Source organism: Streptomyces sp. NPDC059851, assembly GCF_042732005.1.
Classification (GTDB): domain Bacteria; phylum Actinomycetota; class Actinomycetes; order Streptomycetales; family Streptomycetaceae; genus Streptomyces.
This window is the reverse complement of record NZ_JBHWJJ010000295.1, coordinates 1-1,694: the sequence shown is the minus strand read 5'-3', so window position 1 is coordinate 1,694 and position 1,694 is coordinate 1. Positions and strand designations below refer to the sequence as shown.

At 73.4% G+C, this 1,694-nt stretch carries 1 protein-coding gene; it reads right to left on the bottom strand.

Annotated elements, in window-relative coordinates:
- The coding region (locus tag ACFV7Q_RS38830) for an amino acid adenylation domain-containing protein (protein ID WP_385435667.1) at window positions 1–1,694 on the bottom strand (1,694 nt) is incomplete at both ends.

Sequence of the window (1,694 nt, the reverse complement as noted above, 5' to 3'; positions counted from 1 at the left end):
CGGATCTTCACCTGGTCGTCCGCACGCCCCAGGAACTCCAGGTTCCCGTCCGCACGCCACCGCACCACGTCACCCGTCCGGTACATCCGGCCGCCCCCGCCCCCGAACGGGTCCGCGACGAACCGCTCACCCGTCAGACCCGGCCGGCCCACGTACCCGCGGGCCACACCGGAACCCGCGATGAACAGCTCACCCGGCGTCCCCACCGGCACCGGCCGCAGACCTTCGTCCAGGACGTACACCTGCGTGTTGTCCAGGGGGCGGCCGATGGGCAGCGTGTGCCCCTCCACCGGCTCCCCGGGGGCGAGCCGGTACTCGGTCGCGCTGACCGTCGTTTCGGTGGGGCCGTAGACGTTGTGCACGGCGACGTCGGGGTGGCGGCGTCGCCAGGCTTCGAGGGCAGCGGCGTTGACGGGTTCGCCGGCCAGCAGGAGTTCGCCGGTCGGGGCGTACTCCTCGGGCAGTTCACTCAGCAGTGACAGGTGGCTGGGGGTGGCCTTGAGGAAGGTGTACCGCTCGGTGTGCGGCGACTGCCCGGCGTCGGCGTCCCGGAGGGAGCCGACGACCACGCACCCGCCGGAGATCAGCGGTACGTAGAGGGCGGTGACCGTCATGTCGAACGAGACGGAGGAGTGCAGCAGCGCCGCACCGCGGGCGCTCGGGTATCCGGAGCGGGCTCCCGCCAGGTAGTCGGCGAGCGCTCCGTGCTCGACCATGACGCCCTTCGGCGTGCCGGTGGACCCGGAGGTGTAGATCACGTAGGCCGGGTTGCGAGGGTGCAGGGGCCGGAGGCGGTCCGCGTCCGCGGGGGGAGTCGCCGGCTGCTGCGCGAGGCGCTCGATGACGGCGGGGTCGTCGAGCACCACGGTCTCGGTTCCCGTTGCGGCGGCCGGCCCGGCCGCCGCGTCACCGGCCGTGACGAGCACGCGGGGGGCGGTGTGGGCCTGCATGAGGGCGATGCGCTCGGCCGGGTACTCCGGGTCGAGGGGCAGGTAGGCCGCCCCCGCCTTGGCGACCGCGAGGAGGGCCACCATGAGTTCCGCGGACCGCGGCAGGGCGACCGCGACGATCTGCTCGGGGCCCGCTCCGAGTCCGATGAGGTGGTGGGCGAGCCGGTTCGCGCGGGCTTCCAGTTCCGAGTACGCCAGGACGACGCTGCCGTCGGACACGGCGGGTGCCTCCGGGGTGCGGGCGGCCTGTGCCTCGAACATGGCGGGCAGCAGCTCTACCGGGGCGGGGCGGCCCGTGTCGTTCCACTCGCTGAGGATCAGGTGTCGCTCGTCCTCGGAGAGGAGGTCGGCCCGGCTGATCGGCATGCCGGGCTCGGCGACGGAGGCCCGCAGCAGGCGGGCCAGGCGCTCCAGGGCCGATTCCACGGTGGCGTGGTCGAACAGGGCGGCGTTGTAGCGGGCGATGCCTTCGATTCCGGCGGGGGTGCCGTCGGTGGCGTGGCGCTCGCGGAGGCTGAGCAGGAGGTCGAACTTGGAGAGCGAATCCGCGGTCGGCTCGATGGCGATGCCGAGGCCGGGCAGGTCCAGCGTCTCGTCGGGGGTGTTGTCGAGGGCCAGCCAGACCTGGAACAGCGGGTGGCGTGCCAGGGAGCGGGCCGGGTTGAGGACCTCGACGAGCCGCTCGAACGGCAGGTCCTGGTTCTCGTAGGCCGCCAGGTCGGCGGCCCGCACCCGCGCGAGGAG